Below are 16,792 nucleotides of genomic sequence, written 5' to 3'. Positions count from 1 at the left end.
TGATTGTTTCCTGGGGCGCTGCCATGCTCCCCCCATGTCCGATCCGACGCCCGTCATCGACGACCTGCGTGAGGAGAGTGCGGAACTCGACCGGCTGGTAGCCGAGTTGGGAGCCGAGCAGTGGGCTCTCGCCACCCCCGCACCGCGCTGGACCGTCGCCCACCAGATCGCCCACCTCGCCTGGACCGACCACTCCTCGCTGCTGGCCGTGACCGATCAGGACGCCTTCGCCCGTGAGGTCGAGAAGGCGCTGACCCAGCCCGGGGACTTCGTGGACAACGGGGCCGAGGAAGGCGCCGCCAAGCCCCCCGCGCGGTTGCTGGCGGACTGGCGGGCTGGGCGCGAGGCCCTGGACCAGGCGCTGCGTGCGGCGCCCGCACGGGCACGTTTCCCCTGGTACGGCCCGCCTATGTCGGTCGCCTCCATGGCCACCGCCCGGCTGATGGAGACCTGGGCCCACGGCCTCGACATCGCCGACGCGCTGGGTGTGTCCCGCACCCCCACCGACCGGCTCCGGCACATCGCCCGACTCGGCGTCCGCACCCGCGACTTCGCCTTCGGCGTGCACGGACAGCCCGTGCCGTTCGAGGAGTTCCGCGTCGAACTGACCGCCCCGTCCGGCGAGCTGTGGACCTACGGACCCGAGGACGCCGACGACCGCGTCACCGGCCCCGCCCTCGACTTCTGCCTCCTGGTCACCCAGCGCGCCCACCGCGCCGACCTCGCCCTCGAAGCCACCGGCCCGGACGCCGACCGCTGGCTCGACATCGCCCAGGCCTTCGCGGGCCCGCCAGGACCCGGCCGCACCCCGAAGGGCGGCACCCCGTGACCCTGCGCATAGGCAACGCCTCCGGCTTCTACGGCGACCGCTTCGACGCGCTGCGCGAGATGCTCGCCGGCGGCGAACTCGACGTCCTCACCGGCGACTACCTCGCCGAACTGACCATGCTGATCCTGGGCCGCGACCGGCTCAAGGACCCCGGCGCCGGATACGCCCGCACCTTCCTGCGTCAGCTGGAGGACTGCCTGGGCCTGGCCCGGGAGCGGGGCGTGCGGATCGTCACCAACGCCGGCGGCCTCAACCCGGCCGGACTCGCCGACGCCGTACGGCAGCTGGCCGACCGGCTCGGCATACCTGTGCGCGTCGCACATGTGGAGGGCGACGACCTGACCGCCGCCCACCCCGGCAGCCTCGCCGCCCATGCCTACCTGGGCGGCTTCGGGATCGCCGAGTGCCTGCGGGCCGGCGCCGACATCGTGGTGACCGGCCGGGTGACCGACGCGGCCCTGGTCACCGGCCCCGCCGCCGCCCACTTCGGCTGGCGGCCGGACGAGTACGACCGGCTCGCCGGCGCCGTCGTCGCCGGGCACGTCCTGGAGTGCGGGACCCAGGCCACCGGCGGTAACTACGCCTTCTTCGCCGAGGCAGGGGCCGGAGCCGGAGCGGGGGCCGAAGCCGCAGCGGGGGCCGGCCGGGACCTGCGCCGGCCCGGTTTCCCGCTCGCCGAACTCCACGAGGACGGCAGCTGCGTCATCACCAAGCACCCCGGCACCGGCGGCTTCGTCGACGTCGGCACGGTGACCGCCCAGCTCCTCTACGAGACCGGCGGCGCCCGCTACGCGGGCCCCGACGTCACCGCCCGCCTCGACACCGTGCGGCTGAGCCAGGACGGCCCCGACCGGGTACGGATCGAGGGCGTCCGGGGCGAGGCCCCGCCCCCGACCCTCAAGGTCGGCCGCAACCGGCTGGGCGGCTTCCGCAACGAGGTCGTCTTCGTGCTCACCGGGCTCGACATCGAGGCGAAGGCCGCGCTGGTGCGCGAGCAGCTGACCGACGCCCTCGCCAAGTCCCCGCCGTCCGGCATCAGCTGGGAGCTGGTCCGCACCGACCGTCCCGACGCGGACACCGAGGAGACGGCCAGCGCGCTGCTCCGGCTCGTCGTGCGGGACCGGGACCAGGAGACCGTCGGCCGGGCGCTGACCGGTGCCGCCGTGGAACTGGCACTCGCCAGCTACCCCGGCTTCCATGTGCTCGCCCCACCGGGAAAGGGCGCACCCTATGGGGTCTTCGAGGATGTGTATGTCCCCCATGGCGACGTGCCCCATGTGGCCGTCCTCCACGACGGACGACGGATCCCGGTGCCGCCGGCCCAGGACACCCTCGTACTCCAGGACCCGCCCGAACCACCCTTGCCCGAGCCGCTGCCCGCACCGCACGCCACCGGTGGTCCCACCCGGCGGGCGCCCCTCGGGCTCGTCGCCGGGGCCCGCAGCGGGGACAAGGGCGGGAACGCCAACGTCGGCGTCTGGGTGCGCTCGGACGAGGCGTGGCGCTGGCTCGCGCACACCCTGACCGTCGACACCTTCCGCCGTCTCCTCCCCGAGACCGCCGGGTTGACGGTCACCCGGCACGTCCTCCCCAACCTCCGCGCCCTCAACTTCACCGTCGAGGGCATTCTCGGCGAGGGTGTGGCCGCCCAACACCGTTTCGACCCCCAGGCCAAGGCCCTCGGCGAATGGCTCCGCTCCCGCCACCTGGACATCCCGGAGGCCCTGCTGTGACGGTCATCGAGACCACCCTCGACACGCACACCCCCGACCACCGGGCGAACCGTGACGCCATGCTCGCCAAGCTCGCCGACCTGGAGGCCGAGCACGCCAAGGCCCTCGCGGGCGGCGGCGCGAAGTACGTCGAACGGCACCGCAAGCGCGGCAAGCTCCTCGCCCGCGAGCGCATCGAACTCCTCCTCGACCCCGACACCCCCTTCCTGGAGCTGTCCCCGCTGGCCGCCTGGGGCAGCGACTACGCCGTCGGCGCCTCGCTGGTCACCGGCATCGGGATCGTCGAAGGCGTTGAGTGCCTGATCACCGCCAACGACCCGACCGTGCGCGGCGGCGCCAGCAATCCCTGGTCGCTGAAGAAGGCGCTGCGCGCCAACGACATCGCCCTCGCCAACCGGCTGCCCTGCATCAGCCTGGTCGAGTCGGGAGGTGCCGACCTGCCCTCCCAGAAGGAGATCTTCATCCCGGGCGGCGCCATCTTCCGCGACCTCACCCGGCTCTCGGCCGCCGGTATCCCCACCATCGCCGTCGTCTTCGGCAACTCCACCGCCGGTGGCGCCTACATCCCCGGCATGTCCGACCACGTGATCATGGTCAAGGAGCGCGCGAAGGTCTTCCTCGGTGGACCGCCCCTGGTGAAGATGGCCACCGGCGAGGAGAGCGACGACGAGTCGCTGGGCGGCGCGGAGATGCACGCGCGCGTGTCGGGTCTCGCCGACTACTTCGCCGTCGACGAACCGGACGCGCTCCGCCAGGCCCGCCGCGTGGTCGCCCGCCTCAACCACCGCAAGGCCCACCCCGACCCCGGCCCCGCCGAACCGCCCAAGTACGCGGCCGACGAACTCCTCGGCATCGTCCCCGGCGACCTCAAGATCCCCTTCGACCCGCGCGAGGTGATCGCCCGGCTCGTCGACGCGTCCGACTTCGACGAGTTCAAGCCGCTGTACGGCACCAGCCTCGCCACCGGCTGGGCGAGCCTGCACGGCTACCCGGTGGGCATCCTGGCGAACGCGCAGGGTGTGCTGTTCAGCCAGGAGTCCCAGAAGGCCGCCCAGTTCATCCAGTTGGCGAACCAGCGCGACATCCCCCTCCTCTTCCTCCACAACACCACCGGCTACATGGTCGGCAAGGAGTACGAGCAGGGCGGCATCATCAAGCACGGCGCGATGATGATCAACGCGGTCAGCAACAGCCGCGTCCCACACCTCTCCGTCCTCATGGGCGCCTCCTACGGCGCCGGGCACTACGGCATGTGCGGCCGCGCCTACGACCCCCGCTTCCTGTTCGCCTGGCCCAGTGCCAAGTCGGCCGTCATGGGCCCGCAGCAGCTCGCCGGCGTGCTCTCGATCGTCGCCCGCCAGTCGGCCGCCGCGAAGGGCCAGCCGTACGACGAGGACGGCGACGCGGCCCTGCGCGCCATGGTCGAGCAGCAGATCGAGTCCGAGTCGCTGCCCACGTTCCTGTCCGGGCGGCTGTACGACGACGGCGTCATCGACCCGCGCGACACCCGCACCGTCCTCGGCCTGTGCCTGTCCGCCATCCACACCGCCCCCTACGAAGGCGCACGCGGCGGCTTCGGCGTCTTCCGGATGTGAGGGACCACGTGATTTCGACCCTGCTCGTCGCCAACCGCGGCGAGATCGCCTGCCGGATCTTCCGCACCTGCGCCGACCTCGGCATCAGGACCGTCGCCGTGCACTCCGACGCCGACGCGAACGCGCTCCACGCGCGCGTGGCCGACACCGCCGTACGGCTGCCGGGCGCCACGCCCGCCGACACCTACCTGCGCGGCGACCTGGTGGTGAAGGCCGCCGTGAGCGCCGGCGCGGACGCCGTGCACCCCGGGTACGGCTTCCTCTCCGAGAACGCCGACTTCGCACGCGCCGTCCTCGACGCCGGCCTGGTCTGGATCGGGCCGCCCCCGGAGGCGATCGAGTCGATGGCCTCCAAGACCCGCGCCAAGGAGCTCATGGGCATCGCCCCGCTCGGCGAGGTCACCGAGTCCGACCTGCCGGTGCTGGTCAAGGCGGCCGCCGGCGGCGGCGGGCGCGGCATGCGCATCGTGCGCCGCCTCGACGAACTGGGCGCCGCACTGGACGGCGCGCGCGCCGAGGCCGCCAGCGCCTTCGGCGACGGCGAGGTCTTCGTCGAGCCCTACATCGAGCGCGGCCGCCACGTCGAGGTACAGATCCTCGCCGACACGCACGGCACGGTCTGGCCGCTCGGCACGCGCGACTGCTCACTCCAGCGCAGGCACCAGAAGGTGATCGAGGAAGCACCCGCCCCCGGCCTCCCCGAGGGGCTGGTGAAGGAACTGCACGCGCTGGCCGTGCGCGCCGCGCGCTCCGTCGCCTACGTCGGCGCGGGCACCGTCGAGTTCCTGGTCGCCGACGGCAAGGCGCACTTCCTGGAGATGAACACCCGCCTCCAGGTGGAACACCCCGTCACCGAGGCGGTGTTCGGCCTCGACCTGGTCGCGGAACAGATCCGCGTCGCCGAGGGCCACGCTCTCCCCCTCGACGCCCCACGCGCGCGTGGCCACGCGATCGAGGCCCGCCTCTACGCCGAGGACCCCGCCCGCGACTGGGCCCCGCAGACCGGCACCCTGCACCGCCTCGCCGTACCGGCCGGCGTCCGCCTGGACACCGGGTACACCGACGGCGACGAGATCGGCGTCCACTACGACGCGATGCTCGCGAAAGCGGTCGCCCACGCCCCGACCCGCCCGGAGGCCCTGCGCAAACTGGCCCACGCCCTGGAGCAGGCCACCCTGCACGGCCCCACCACCAACCGCGACCTCCTGGTCCGCTCCCTGCGCCACGAGGAGTTCGCGACGGCCCGCATGGACACGGGCTTCTACGACCGTCACCTCACCGAACTGACGGCGCCCACCGCCGACCCGCACGCCCCCCTCGCCGCCGCCCTGGCCGACGCCCACGGCCGCTCCCGCTTCGGCGGCTGGCGCAACCTGCCCTCCCAGCCCCAGACCAAGCGCTACCTGATGGCCGGCGAGGAGCACGAGGCCCACTACCGGCACACCCGCGAGGGCCTCACGGCAGACGGCGTACGCGTCGTGCACGCGGGCGCGCGCCTGGTCGTACTCGACATCGACGGCGTACACCGCAAGTTCGAGGTGTCGAGCTACGGCAACCAGGTCCACGTCAACAACACCCCCCTCACCGCCCTGCCCCGCTTCCCCGATGCCAAGGCTCAGTTGGCACCGGGGTCCTTGCTGGCACCGATGCCGGGGACGGTCGTACGGATGGCGGAGGGGCTGGAGGTGGGGGCGACGGTGGAGGCCGGCCAGCCCCTGCTGTGGCTTGAGGCGATGAAGATGCAGCACGTCATCGCCGCTCCGACGACGGGAACGCTTGACGCCCTCCACGTGACCGAGGGCCAACAGGTGGAGCCCGGCTCTCTACTGGCAGTAGTGCAAGCGCCCCTTTAGGGGCGCGGGGAACTGCGCGAGCAACCACACACGACCCGCACCCGAAGGAGCGACCGTGCCCCCCCAAATCGAAACCGACGAACACAAGGCACTCCGCGCAGCGGTAGCCGCCCTCGGCGCCAAGTACGGCCGCGACTACATCACCCGCACCATCGCCGAGGGGCGCCACCCGACCGAGCTCTGGCAGGAAGCCGGAAAACTCGGCTACCTCGGCGTCAACCTCCCGGAGGAGTACGGCGGCGGAGGCAGCGGCATCGCCGAACTCTCCATCGTCCTGGAGGAACTCGGCGCCGCCGGCTCGCCGCTCCTCATGCTCGTCGTCTCACCCGCCATCTGCGGCACGGTGATCGCCCGCTTCGGCACCGAGGAACAGAAGCGGGCCTGGCTGCCCGGACTCTCCGACGGCTCACGCCTCATGGCCTTCGGCATCACCGAACCCGACGCCGGCTCCAACTCCCACCGCATCACCACCACCGCCCGCCGCGACCCGGCGAGCGGCGACTGGCTGCTCACCGGCCGCAAGGTCTTCATCTCCGGCGTCGACATGGCCGACGCCGTCCTGATCGTCGGCCGCACCGAGGACGCCCGCACCGGCAGCCTCAAGCCCTGCCTGTTCATCGTCCCGACGGACGCCGAGGGCTTCCACAAGCGCCCCATCGACATGGAACTGAGCGCCGCCGAGAAGCAGTTCGAGCTGACCCTGGACGACGTACGGCTGCCCGCCGACGCGCTCGTCGGCGACGAGGACGCCGGCCTGCTGCAACTGTTCGCCGGCCTCAACCCCGAACGGATCATGACGGCCGCGTTCGCGATCGGCATGGGCCGCTACGCGCTCTCCAAAGCGATCGAGTACGCGCGCGACCGCACCGTCTGGAAGGCCCCCATCGGCGCCCACCAGGCCATCGCCCACCCCCTCGCCCAGGCACACATCGACCTCGAACTCGCCCGCCTGATGATGCAGAAGGCGGCCCACCTGTACGACGCGGGCGACGACATCGGCGCTGGTGAAGCCGCCAACATGGCGAAGTACGCGGCGGGCGAGGCCTGCGTGAAGGCCGTCGACCAGGCCGTGCACACCCTCGGCGGCAACGGACTCACGCGGGAATTCGGGCTCGCCTCGTTGATAACGGCCGCGCGTGTGGCTCGTATTGCTCCGGTGAGCAGGGAGATGATTCTCAACTACGTCTCCCACCAGACCCTCGGCCTGCCCAAGTCGTACTGAGGTCGCACTCAGGTCGAACCGAGGCCGTACCGAGGCCCAAGGCCGCCTTGGAGGAACCGTGTTCCGCAGTGAGTACGCAGACGTTCCACCGGTAGAACTCCCCATCCACGAGGCCGTGCTGGGCCGGGCCGCCGAGTTCGGCGACGCGCCCGCCCTGATCGACGGGACCGACGGCACCACCCTCACGTACGCACAACTGGACCGGTTCCACCGGCGGATCGCGGCCGCGTTCGCCGACGCCGGCGTCCGCAAGGGCGACGTCCTCGCCCTGCACAGCCCGAACACGGTCGCCTTCCCGACGGCGTTCTACGCGGCCACGCGCGCGGGCGCCTCCGTCACCACCGTGCACCCGCTCGCCACGCCCGAGGAGTTCGCCAAACAGCTCAAGGACTCCGCGGCCCGCTGGATCGTCACCGTCTCACCGCTCCTGGAAGCCGCCCGCCGGGCCGCCGAACTCGCCGGCGGCATAGCGGAGATATTCGTCTGCGACAGCGCACCCGGACACCGCTCACTGATCGACATGCTGGCCAGTGAAGCCCCCGAGCCCGAGGTCGACATCGACCCCGTCGAGGACGTCGCCGCCCTGCCGTACTCCTCCGGCACCACCGGCGTCCCCAAGGGCGTGATGCTCACCCACCGGCAGATCGCCACCAACCTCGCCCAGCTCGAACCCGCCGTCCCGGCCGGCCCCGGCGACCGCATCCTCGCCGTCCTCCCCCTCTTCCACATCTACGGCCTCACCGCCCTCATGAACGCGCCGCTCCGCAAGGGCGCCACCGTCGTCGTCCTGCCCCGCTTCGACCTGGACACCTTCCTCGCCGCCATCCAGAACCACCGCATCACCGGCCTGTACGTCGCCCCGCCGATCGTCCTCGCCCTCGCCAAGCACCCCGCGGTCGCCGACTACGACCTGTCCTCCCTCAAGTACGTCATGAGCGCCGCCGCCCCCCTGGACGCCCACCTCGCCGCCGCCTGCTCGCAGCGCCTCGGCCTGCCACCGGTCGCCCAGGCCTACGGCATGACGGAACTCTCGCCCGGCACCCACGTCACCCCGCTCGACGCCCTGGACCACGCGCCGCCCGGCACCGTCGGCAAGCTCATCGCCGGCACCGAGATGCGGATCGTCTCCCTCGACGACCCCCGCAAGGACATCGGCATCGGCGAACCCGGCGAGATCCTCATCCGCGGCCCCCAGGTCATGAAGGGCTACCTCGGCCGCCCCGACGCCACCGCCGACATGATCGACACCGACGGCTGGCTGCACACCGGCGACGTCGGCCACGCCGACGCCGACGGCTGGCTGTTCGTCGTCGACCGGGTCAAGGAACTCATCAAGTACAAGGGCTTCCAGGTGGCCCCCGCCGAACTGGAGGCCCTCCTGCTCACCCACCCGGGCATCGCCGACGCCGCCGTCGTCGGCGACTACAACGAGGACGGCAACGAGATCCCGCACGCCTTCGTCGTCCGCCAGCCCACCGCCGACGACCTCACCGAGAACGAGACCATGCTGTACGTCGCCGAACGCGTCGCACCCTACAAACGCGTCCGCAAGGTCACCTTCATCGCCGGAGTGCCCCGCGCGGCCTCCGGGAAGATACTCCGCCGCGAACTGCGCGCCCTCGCGAAGACCGCGGCACCCGAGGAGCGCCCATGACGTTGATCGGACGGGCACACGCGCGTGCCGTCACCACCCTCAGCCTCGACGCCACCGCCACCCGCAACGCCCTGTCCGCCGCCCTCGTCGCCGAGCTCGCCGAGGCCCTCACCGACTGCGCCAAGGACCCCGACGTCCGCGCGGTCGTCCTCACCCACACCGGTACGACCTTCAGCGCCGGCGCCGACCTGCGCGACCCGCCCGACCCCGACGCGCTCGTCGGCCTCCTCCGCCAGATCGTCGAACTGCCCAAACCGGTCGTCGCCCGCGTCACCGGCCACGTCCGCGCCGGCGGCCTCGGCCTGCTCGCCGCCTGCGACATGGCCGCCGCGTCCACCGAGTCCACCTTCGCCTTCACCGAGGTGCGGATCGGCGTCGCCCCCGCGGTGATCTCCCTGCCCCTCCTCCCGCGCACCGACCCCCGCGCCCTCGCCCGCTACTACCTCACCGGCGAACGCTTCGACCCCGCCGAGGCCGTCCGCCTCGGTCTCCTCACCACCGCGGCCGACGACGTCGACACCGCCCTCGACCCCATCCTCGACGGCCTCCGCCGCTCCGCACCCCAGGCCCTGGCCGAGACGAAACAGCTGCTCACGGCTAGGGTGCTGGAGACATTCGACCGGGACGCGGCCACCCTCACCGCACTCTCGGCCCGGCTGTTCTCCTCCGACCAGGCCCGCGAGGGGATGACAGCCTTCCTCGAACGACGGGACGCGGCGTGGGTGGTGTGAACACGGGTGTGAGTACGGCGGCGAGTACGGCGGAACGCGCCCCCAAACAGGACCGCAGCCGGGCCACCCGGCAGCGGCTCCTGGAAGCCGCCGTGGCCTGCCTCGCCGAACACGGCTGGACCGGCTCCACGGTCGCCGTCGTCGCCGAACGCGCCGGCGTCTCCCGGGGCGCCGCCCAGCACCACTTCCCGACCCGCGAGGACCTCTTCACGGCGGCCGTCGAATACGTCGCCGAGGAACGCTCCACGGCCCTGCGCGCCCTGTTCCCGCAGGGCGCGGCCGACGACCGCAGAGCCGTCGTCTCCGCCCTCGTCGACCTCTACACCGGCCCCCTCTTCCGCGCCGCCCTCCACCTGTGGGTCGCCGCCTCCAACGAGGACCAGCTCCGCCCCCGGGTGACAGAGCTGGAGGCCCGAGTGGGCCGCGAGACCCACCGCATCGCCGTCGACCTCCTCGCCGCCGACGAATCCCGCCCGGGTACGCGGGAGACGGTCCAGGGCCTCCTGGACATGGCGCGGGGCCTGGGCCTGGCGAATCTCCTCACGGACGACAAGGCACGACGGGAGCGAGTGGTGACACAGTGGGCGGCACTCCTGGACGAGGTGCTGTGAAAGTCAGGGCGCGCAGCGCCCGATTTTCAGGGGCGCGGGGCTGTATTCGATTTGCGGCTCCGCCGCGTGGGCGCGAGCAACCCCACACAACCCGCACCCGCCTACGTACCGCCGCACCCCCCTCTAATGGGCGATATCCCCGTACCCCTCGATGTCCTGCGGACGACGCACCCCCGGCCCCACATACTCCGCCGACGGCCGCACCAACCGCCCCGTCCGCTTCTGCTCAAGAATGTGCGCCGACCACCCCGCCGTCCGCGCACACGTGAACATCGACGTGAACATGTGCGCCGGCACCTCCGCGAAGTCCAGCATGATCGCGGCCCAGAACTCCACATTGGTGGCCAGCACACGATCCGGCCGCCGATTGTGGAGCTCCTCCAACGCCGCCTTCTCCAACGCCTCCGCGATCTCGAACCGCGGCGCCCCCAGCTCCCGCGCCGTCCGCCGCAGCACCCGCGCCCGCGGATCCTCCGCCCGGTACACCCGGTGCCCGAACCCCATCAGCCGCTCGCCGCGGTCCAGCGCCCGTTTGACGTACCCCACCGCGTCCCCGGTCCGCTCGATCTCCTCGATCATCCCGAGCACCCGCGAGGGCGCACCCCCGTGCAACGGACCCGACATGGCCCCCACCGCACCCGACAGCGCGGCCGCGACATCCGCACCCGTCGAGGCGATGACCCGCGCCGTGAACGTGGACGCGTTCATCCCGTGCTCGGCAGCCGAGGTCCAGTAGGCATCCACGGCCGCCACATGCTTCGGATCCGGCTCACCACGCCACCGGATCATGAACCGCTCGACCACCGAATGCGCCTTGTCGATCTCCCGCTGCGGCACCATCGCCAGCCCCTGCCCGCGCGCCGACTGGGCGACGTACGACAGCGCCATGACCGCGGCCCGCGCCAGGTCCTCCCGGGCCTGGTCGGCATCGATGTCCAGAAGCGGCTTCAGCCCCCACACCGGCGCCAGCATCGCGAGCGCCGACTGCACGTCCACCCGGATGTCACCTGAATGGACCGGGATCGGGAACGGCTCGGCCGGCGGCAGCCCCGGATTGAAGGCCCCGTCGACGAGCAGCCCCCACACGTTCCCGAACGAGACGTGCCCGACCAGATCCTCGATGTCGACGCCCCGGTACCGCAGGGCGCCGCCCTCCTTGTCCGGTTCGGCGATCTCCGTCTCGAACGCAACGACTCCTTCGAGCCCAGGCACGAAGTCGGACATGGGGCGGCTCCTCAAGGGTGTAGGCGGAGGCAACTGCACCATAACCCCGAGTGCCAGAGTTGGGGAGCCCAGCGGCACTCAGTGCCACGGTAGGTATGCGTCACATGTGCCCCGGACCCATATGTGCATACGGCAGGATGACCGCGTGACCGATCGCGACGCCACCGCCTCCGACGACCCCATCCTCGACCCCGCCGCGATGCGCAAGCACTACCGGGCCGAGGGACTCGAAGAGCACGACCTGGCCGCACACCCCATGGACCAGTTCACCCGCTGGTTCGAACAGGCCGCGCGGGCCGCCGCTGGGGGTACCCCCTCTGGGGGAGGCATGATCTACGAACCCAACGCGATGGTCGTCGCCACCGCCGACGCCGAGGGCCGCCCCAGCTCACGCACGGTCCTGATGAAGCAGTACGACACCCGCGGCTTCGTCTTCTACACCAACTACGACTCCCGCAAGGCCCAGGACCTCGCCACGAACCCCTACGTCTCGCTGGTCTTCCCCTGGCACGCCATCGCCCGCCAGGTCGTCGTCACCGGCACCGCCCGCCGCACCGGCCGCGACGAGACCGCCGCCTACTTCCGCACCCGCCCGCACGGCTCCCAGCTCGGCGCCTGGGCCAGCACCCAGTCCACGGTCATCTACTCCCGCGCCGAACTCGACGCCTCCTACGCGGAGCTCAGCGCCCGCTACCCCGAGGGCGAACAGGTCCCGGTCCCCCCGCACTGGGGCGGCTTCCGCATCGCCCCCCAGACCGTCGAGTTCTGGCAGGGCCGCCAGAACCGCCTCCACGACCGCCTCCGCTACGTAGCCGACCCCGACGGCACCTGGCACGTGGAACGCCTTAGCCCCTGAGCCGCATACAGGCCCCGCAAACGCAGACGACCCGCGAGCTCGGGTCCCTCCGCTGTACGGCGGAGAAGCCGGCCGGACGTACCGGCGAGCTCGCGGGTCGGGTGACTGCGTTGGATTAGGCCGGCTGCGTGCATCTCGTGCACGCCGGTCCGGCACCGCACATCGTGTGGTGGCGAGCCGTTAGCCCGCAGCCACCTCTTCCGTCCGATATGCATACATCTACCGAACCACCTCCCTTCCGAAGTAACAGCCACTCTAGGAAGCTGCCCGGAAAGGCTCAACTGTTTTTTGGAGAAATGCGCCGTCGAGGCGACCGACGGACAGTGCGTCGAGGGTGTGTCTCCTGCCGAGGCAGGTTGTCACGCGGTTGGCCATGGTGAGGTGGCCGGGCGCCGGGCGACCGAGCCTCACCGTTTGCGGGCCAGTAGTTGCAGGGCCTGTGACTGGTGGCCGTTCATCGTGGTGACCTTGATCGGGCGCTGGTCCACCAGGTCGAAGTCGGACAGGAGGGTGTGCAGTTCCGAGATGTCGTGGTGTCGGCAGACCGCACCGTCGTCGGTGGTGAACACCCCGTAGGGGGTGTCGAACCGGTCGGCGTGGGTGGCATAGCGATTCCGGTTTCGTTCGTCGTCCTGCAGGACCATGTCGCTGACGTAGAGCAGTCCGCCGGGTGTCAGGAGGCGGTTCAGCTCGGTGACGAGTGCACGCTGGGTGTCGTCGTCCGGGATGCAGGTCAGCACGGCGAACAGCAGGACGACATCGAAGGTGGCCGGATCGCACGGCAGCTCCGGCGGGGATGTCAGGACCGTGAACCGCAGGTCCGGCCTCAGTCGGCGGGCGCGTTCGATCAGTGCGGGCGAGAGGTCCGCGCCGGACACGTCGGAGAAGCCGTGCTCGCTCAGCTCGGCCGTGACGCGTCCGTATCCGCAGCCGTAGTCCAGGACCCGGGCGGCCCGGCTCACTCCGGCCAGCCAGGTGAGGTCGACCGGGTGGGTGAACGTCTTCGTGGCTCCGACGCTGTCCCAATACGCGATCTGCTTGCCGAGATCCTTCATGCGCGTGCAGCGTACGGCTCTGTGGCGCCCCCTAGCATCCCGTGCATGACAAAGCGGCGGGTGATTCTCAGTGGGTCGGTGTTCGAGGAGGAGATCGGGTATGCGCGGGCGGTGGTGGACGGAGAGTGGGTGCATGTGTCGGGGACGACGGGGTTCGACTATGCGGCGATGACGATTTCCGAGGACGTGGTGGAGCAGGCCGAGCAGTGTCTGCGGAACATCGGGGCGGCGCTGGCGGAGGCCGGGTGTGGGTTCGGGGATGTGGTGCGGGTGCGGTACCTGTTGCCGGTGCGGGAGGACTTCGAGCCGTGCTGGCCGGTGCTGCGGCGGGTGTTCGGGGAGGTGCGGCCGGCGGCGACGATGATGGTGTGCGGGCTGTCGGATCCGCGGATGAAGATCGAGATCGAGGTTTACGCGCGGCGGTCGGCAGAAGGGGAGGGGGACGCGTGAGTGATCTTCGAGTCGTCCTCGTCGGCGGCGACGAGGCGCTGGAGGAGTGGCGGTATGTGCACAACGTTGTTGTGCCGCCTGCTGCGATGTCGTTCGAGGAGGCGGGGGAGCGGCTCAAGCGCGGGTATCGGCTGGAGAACGTGTACGACGGGGATGTGCTCGTGGGGTGTTCGACTGTGCGGCCTGTCGTCGACGGGGTGGTGACCTTGATCGCGCGGGTGTTGCCGGAGTTTCGGCGGCGGGGGTTCGGGGCGGCCTTGTACGAGCATGTGCTCGCGTACGCGCGTGTGCAGGGTGCCGAGGTCGTCGAGACGTGTGTGCTGGGTGTCAATGAGGACGGGTTGCGGTTTGCCCGGCGGTACGGGTTTGCCGAGGTGGAGCGGTATGTGCTCGACGGGGAGAGTGACGAGTGGGTGGATCTGCGGCTCGCGCTGTGAAGGGGCGGCGGGCGGCAGGTTGCAACGATTCCTTCAATCTTGTGGGAACACAGTGTGGGCTGCGTCACGTTCGAGTTGAATGAAGGGCAGCGAGTGAGCCTGATGGGGGTCCAGGTGAGTGCTTCCCGGCGTAGTGGGGCCACGGACGAGCTGGGGCCCGACGAGCCCGAGCCGGAGCCGGAGCGGGATGTTCCGGAGGACTCGGGTGGTTCCGACCTGCTCGCGGCGCTGCTCGACGGCATGGACGCGGCACTGTGTGCCTTCGACGCGGACGGTTTCGTCACCCACTGGAACCGTGAGGCCGAGCGGATCCTGGGGTGGACGGCGGCCGAGGCGGTGGGCCGGCCCGGGTTCGCCGGGTGGGCGGTGCGTGAGGCGGATGCCGATGAGGTGGAGGGGCGGCTGTTGTCCGCCATGCATGCTCCGGGGCGCCAGGTGCACGAGTTCGCGCTGCTCACGAAGGACGGCGGGCGGGTGCTCGTACGGACGCAGTCGGCGGCCGTGCGCGGGCCGGACGGGAAGCCCGCGGGGGTGTACTGCGCGTTCAGCGAGGTGCACGCGCAGATCGACCTGGAGCGGTCGATCGCGCTGAGCGAGGCGCTGTTCGAGGACGCGGCCTGGGGTGTCGTGGTGGTGGACGCGGATCTGCGGCCCGCCGTCGTGAACGCGTTTGCCGCGCGGGCGCTCGGTATCGGGCGTACGTCGGCGCTCGGGCGGCCGCTGGGGGAGTTGCTGGCGCTGGGTGTGGAGGACCTGGAGGGCGCGCTGACGCATGTGCTGGCCGAGGGGGCGCCGCCGGCGCCGGCCGAGATGTGGGTGAGCGTGCGGACGGCGGAGGGCGAGCAGCGGCGCTGCTGGCGGTCCGGGTTCCTGCGGCTGGCGTCGCCGCTCGCGGAGGAGCCGGTGCCGCTCGGGGTGGGCTGGCTGTTCCAGGACGTCACGGAGGCCAAGCAGGCCGAGCAGGAGGCGGCGATGCTGCGCTTCCGGGCCAACCAGCTGCATCGTGCGGCCCGTGCGGCGGCGGAGTGCGAGGATCCGGCGGAGGCGGCGACCGTCCATCTGGACTTCGCGCTGGCCGGGTTCGCCGACCATGCGGTGATCGACCGGGTGGTGGGCGGTTCCCGGGCCGACGGGGAGGTGGGGCCGGTGCGGCTGGTGCGGATCGCGGCCACGCCGTCGGGGACGCCGGGGCCGAGCATGCTGACGGGTGCGGCGGGGTTGCCGGTGCGCTACGAGGAGGGGCATCCGGCGTTGCAGTGCGTGGCGCGGGCCGGGAGTGTGCGGGCGGACGCCGGTTCGGTGCCGCTGGACCGGGCGCGGGCCTGGGCGCTGGACCGGCAGTGGCCCGGGGACGCGGTGCACGCGTTGTGCGCGGTGCTGCGCAGCCGGGGGCGGACGCTGGGCGTCGTGACGTTCCTGCGCGGGTCGGGCCGTAACCGTTTCGAGCGCGCGGACGCGACGTACGCCGAGGACGTGGCCGTGCGTATCGCGACCGCGCTGGATCTCGCCCACCTGGAGAAGGAGCGGCAGCAGTGACTGCCGTTCAGTGCTGGTAGAAGATCCGGTCGCGGTACTCCTCGAACACGCGGGCGTTCCATTCGTGGCCGCCGTCGACGTTGCCTGAGCGCAGCAGCGGGGGTTCGGTGCCGCGGTCGGCGAGGGTGGCGGCGGTGGTGGCGAGGACCGCCTGGAGCAGGGCGCTGGTGACGACCGTGGAGGCGGGCGCGAAGGGCGCCGGGATGGTGTCGAGGGTGAGTTCGGCGTCTCCGACGGCGATCTTCGAGTCGAGGACGATGTCGCAGTGGTCCTTGAGGTAGGTGCCGGAGGCGTGCCGGGAGGTGGTCTCGGTGGCGTACGCGACCGATGTCACGCCGATGACCTTGGCGCCGCGGTCGCGGGCGCTGATGGCCATCTCGACGGGCAGGGCGTTGCGGCCGGACAGGGAGATGATCACGAGGGCGTCGCCGGCGCGCAGGGGTGAGGTGTCGAGGACGGCGGTGGCGAGTCCGTCGACGCGTTCGAGGCGGGAGCCGAGGGTGGCGGGCATGACGTCGACGCCGACGAGGCCGGGGGCGGCGAGGAGGTTCATGAGGGCGAGGCCGCCGGCGCGGTAGACGACGTCCTGGGCGGCGAGGGAGGAGTGCCCGGCGCCGAAGGCGAACAGGCGGCCGCCGGAGGCGACGGTGTCGGCGAGGAGGGTGCCGGCGGCGGCGATGGCCTCGGCCTCCTCGTCGCGGACCCGTTGCAGGAGGCCGATGGCGGCGTCGAAGAACAGGTCGGCGGGCGTGCCGTCGCTCATGCGGTGCCCCTTCGCGGCGTCAGCGTTTGTGTCGCGGATCACCCTCAGGTCTGGACCAGGTCGGTGTCAATACGGCCTGTGCTGTGCGGGGGCGTGGGGCCGGGGGTGGGGACGCTTACCGGCGCTGGCCGGGTGCCCCCCCCACTCTCGGCTTCGCTCGAGCGGGGGGACCCCCATCGCCCACCCGTGCCGCCCTGGGGGCACCTCCCAGGCCCTTGAGGCGCCGGGGGAGGCACGACTGCC

General features: G+C 71.6%; 15 protein-coding genes. 12 read left to right on the top strand and 3 right to left on the bottom strand.

From position 1 onward, the window contains the following. Positions 1–34: 34 nt before the first annotated feature. Genes ABT137_RS05500 through ABT137_RS05465 form a run of 8 tightly spaced genes read left to right on the top strand, consistent with a single transcriptional unit; the run spans position 35 to position 10,228 of the window. Positions 35–829 (top strand): TIGR03084 family metal-binding protein, encoded by a 795-nt coding sequence (locus tag ABT137_RS05500; RefSeq protein ID WP_351702864.1) that lies wholly within the window; start codon positions 35–37, stop codon positions 827–829. After that, the gene (locus ABT137_RS05495) at positions 826–2,562 is read left to right on the top strand and encodes an acyclic terpene utilization AtuA family protein (RefSeq protein ID WP_351702861.1); all 1,737 of its coding nucleotides are present in this window, start codon (positions 826–828) and stop codon (positions 2,560–2,562) included. Before ABT137_RS05500 ends, ABT137_RS05495 begins: the two co-directional genes overlap by 4 nt. Beyond that, positions 2,559–4,157: an acyl-CoA carboxylase subunit beta gene (locus tag ABT137_RS05490; protein ID WP_351702858.1), complete on the top strand. Its 1,599-nt coding sequence runs from the start codon at positions 2,559–2,561 to the stop codon at positions 4,155–4,157. The genes ABT137_RS05495 and ABT137_RS05490 overlap by 4 nt, the downstream gene beginning before the upstream one ends. Positions 4,158–4,165: 8 nt before the next feature. Beyond that, the gene (locus ABT137_RS05485) at positions 4,166–6,010 is read left to right on the top strand and encodes an acetyl/propionyl/methylcrotonyl-CoA carboxylase subunit alpha (RefSeq protein ID WP_351702855.1); all 1,845 of its coding nucleotides are present in this window, start codon (positions 4,166–4,168) and stop codon (positions 6,008–6,010) included. A gap of 55 nt (positions 6,011–6,065) precedes the next feature. After that, on the top strand, positions 6,066–7,232 hold the full coding sequence (locus tag ABT137_RS05480; protein WP_351702852.1) for an acyl-CoA dehydrogenase family protein: 1,167 nt from the start codon (positions 6,066–6,068) through the stop codon (positions 7,230–7,232). Positions 7,233–7,290: 58 nt separating this feature from the next. Next, positions 7,291–8,886 carry a 4-coumarate--CoA ligase family protein gene (locus ABT137_RS05475; protein WP_351702849.1) on the top strand — a complete coding sequence of 532 codons (1,596 nt, stop codon included), beginning with the start codon at positions 7,291–7,293 and terminating at the stop codon, positions 8,884–8,886. After that, positions 8,883–9,617 carry an enoyl-CoA hydratase family protein gene (locus ABT137_RS05470; RefSeq protein ID WP_351702846.1) on the top strand — a complete coding sequence of 245 codons (735 nt, stop codon included), beginning with the start codon at positions 8,883–8,885 and terminating at the stop codon, positions 9,615–9,617. Before ABT137_RS05475 ends, ABT137_RS05470 begins: the two co-directional genes overlap by 4 nt. Further along, on the top strand, positions 9,614–10,228 hold the full coding sequence (locus tag ABT137_RS05465; RefSeq protein WP_502984481.1) for a TetR/AcrR family transcriptional regulator: 615 nt from the start codon (positions 9,614–9,616) through the stop codon (positions 10,226–10,228). Before ABT137_RS05470 ends, ABT137_RS05465 begins: the two co-directional genes overlap by 4 nt. A 123-nt stretch (positions 10,229–10,351) precedes the next feature. Here ABT137_RS05465 and ABT137_RS05460 read toward each other — a convergent pair whose 3' ends face one another. Then, entirely contained in the window at positions 10,352–11,452 is a 1,101-nt protein-coding gene (locus tag ABT137_RS05460) for a citrate synthase 2 (RefSeq protein WP_217546638.1), read from the bottom strand. Positions 11,453–11,573: 121 nt separating this feature from the next. On the opposite strand from ABT137_RS05460, the gene pdxH reads away from it, so the two are divergent. Next, entirely contained in the window at positions 11,574–12,308 is a 735-nt protein-coding gene (pdxH, locus tag ABT137_RS05455; RefSeq protein ID WP_351703603.1) for a pyridoxamine 5'-phosphate oxidase, read from the top strand. Positions 12,309–12,715: 407 nt separating this feature from the next. Here pdxH and ABT137_RS05450 read toward each other — a convergent pair whose 3' ends face one another. Further along, positions 12,716–13,363 carry a class I SAM-dependent methyltransferase gene (locus ABT137_RS05450; RefSeq protein ID WP_351702840.1) on the bottom strand — a complete coding sequence of 216 codons (648 nt, stop codon included), beginning with the start codon at positions 13,361–13,363 and terminating at the stop codon, positions 12,716–12,718. A 45-nt stretch (positions 13,364–13,408) separates the two neighbouring features. Between ABT137_RS05450 and ABT137_RS05445 the strand changes: the two genes are divergently transcribed. The 3 genes from ABT137_RS05445 to ABT137_RS05435 all read left to right on the top strand — a co-directional run bounded on the left by ABT137_RS05445 (position 13,409) and on the right by ABT137_RS05435 (position 15,786). Further along, on the top strand, positions 13,409–13,813 hold the full coding sequence (locus ABT137_RS05445) for a RidA family protein (RefSeq protein ID WP_351702837.1): 405 nt from the start codon (positions 13,409–13,411) through the stop codon (positions 13,811–13,813). Further along, a complete protein-coding gene (locus ABT137_RS05440; protein ID WP_351702834.1) occupies positions 13,810–14,250 on the top strand; it encodes a GNAT family N-acetyltransferase in 441 nt (146 codons plus the stop codon). Before ABT137_RS05445 ends, ABT137_RS05440 begins: the two co-directional genes overlap by 4 nt. A gap of 114 nt (positions 14,251–14,364) precedes the next feature. Next, a complete protein-coding gene (locus ABT137_RS05435) occupies positions 14,365–15,786 on the top strand; it encodes a PAS domain-containing protein (RefSeq protein ID WP_351702831.1) in 1,422 nt (473 codons plus the stop codon). A gap of 7 nt (positions 15,787–15,793) precedes the next feature. On the opposite strand, the gene ABT137_RS05430 is transcribed toward ABT137_RS05435, so the two are convergent. Next, positions 15,794–16,549, bottom strand: coding sequence for an SIS domain-containing protein (locus tag ABT137_RS05430; protein WP_351702828.1), 756 nt, complete (start codon positions 16,547–16,549; stop codon positions 15,794–15,796). Positions 16,550–16,792: the final 243 nt, after the last annotated feature.

It is taken from the genome of Streptomyces sp. NPDC001980 (assembly GCF_040296885.1).
GTDB lineage: Bacteria > Actinomycetota > Actinomycetes > Streptomycetales > Streptomycetaceae > Streptomyces.
Note: the sequence above shows the minus strand (reverse complement) of the source record. Positions and strands in the feature narration are given on the sequence as shown.

What these genes read in the sequence shown, in the direction of transcription:
- pdxH (WP_351703603.1), top strand. Translation starts at nt 11,574, where the DNA reads ATGTGCATACGGCAGGATGACCGCGTGACCGATCGCGACGCCACCGCC.
- ABT137_RS05430 (WP_351702828.1), bottom strand. Translation starts at nt 16,549, where the DNA reads ATGAGCGACGGCACGCCCGCCGACCTGTTCTTCGACGCCGCCATCGGC.
- ABT137_RS05450 (WP_351702840.1), bottom strand. Translation starts at nt 13,363, where the DNA reads ATGAAGGATCTCGGCAAGCAGATCGCGTATTGGGACAGCGTCGGAGCC.
- ABT137_RS05470 (WP_351702846.1), top strand. Translation starts at nt 8,883, where the DNA reads ATGACGTTGATCGGACGGGCACACGCGCGTGCCGTCACCACCCTCAGC.
- ABT137_RS05500 (WP_351702864.1), top strand. Translation starts at nt 35, where the DNA reads ATGTCCGATCCGACGCCCGTCATCGACGACCTGCGTGAGGAGAGTGCG.
- ABT137_RS05445 (WP_351702837.1), top strand. Translation starts at nt 13,409, where the DNA reads ATGACAAAGCGGCGGGTGATTCTCAGTGGGTCGGTGTTCGAGGAGGAG.
- ABT137_RS05460 (WP_217546638.1), bottom strand. Translation starts at nt 11,452, where the DNA reads ATGTCCGACTTCGTGCCTGGGCTCGAAGGAGTCGTTGCGTTCGAGACG.